A 235-nucleotide genomic window follows, 5' to 3' on the forward strand; every position below is an offset into this window, starting at 1 on the left:
TTTTTCAGCGATATAATTTTCAAATGAAGAAGCCTGCACACAAAATCTACCGCACAACCAATTGGCCCGCATATAACCGAGCACTTATGAGTCGCGGAAATATTGCCATTTGGTTTGATCCTGCTACGCAATGGTATGCGCCATCAAAAGGCAAACAAGGGCGAAATCAAACCTACTCCGACGCAGCCATCCAATGCTGCTTAATGATTAAATCCTTATTCCGTCTGTCTTTACG

The 235-nt window shown here is 43.4% G+C and carries 1 protein-coding gene; it reads left to right on the forward strand.

Annotation, left to right across the window (positions count from 1 at the left end):
• Positions 1 to 23: 23 nt before the first annotated feature.
• Positions 24 to 235: transposase (locus AVJ19_RS21420; RefSeq protein ID WP_171251730.1), on the forward strand; the 212-nt coding region annotated here is incomplete at its 3' end.

The sequence above is a fragment of the Acinetobacter sp. CFCC 10889 genome, from assembly GCF_003268395.1.
Taxonomy (GTDB): Bacteria; Pseudomonadota; Gammaproteobacteria; order Pseudomonadales; family Moraxellaceae; genus Acinetobacter.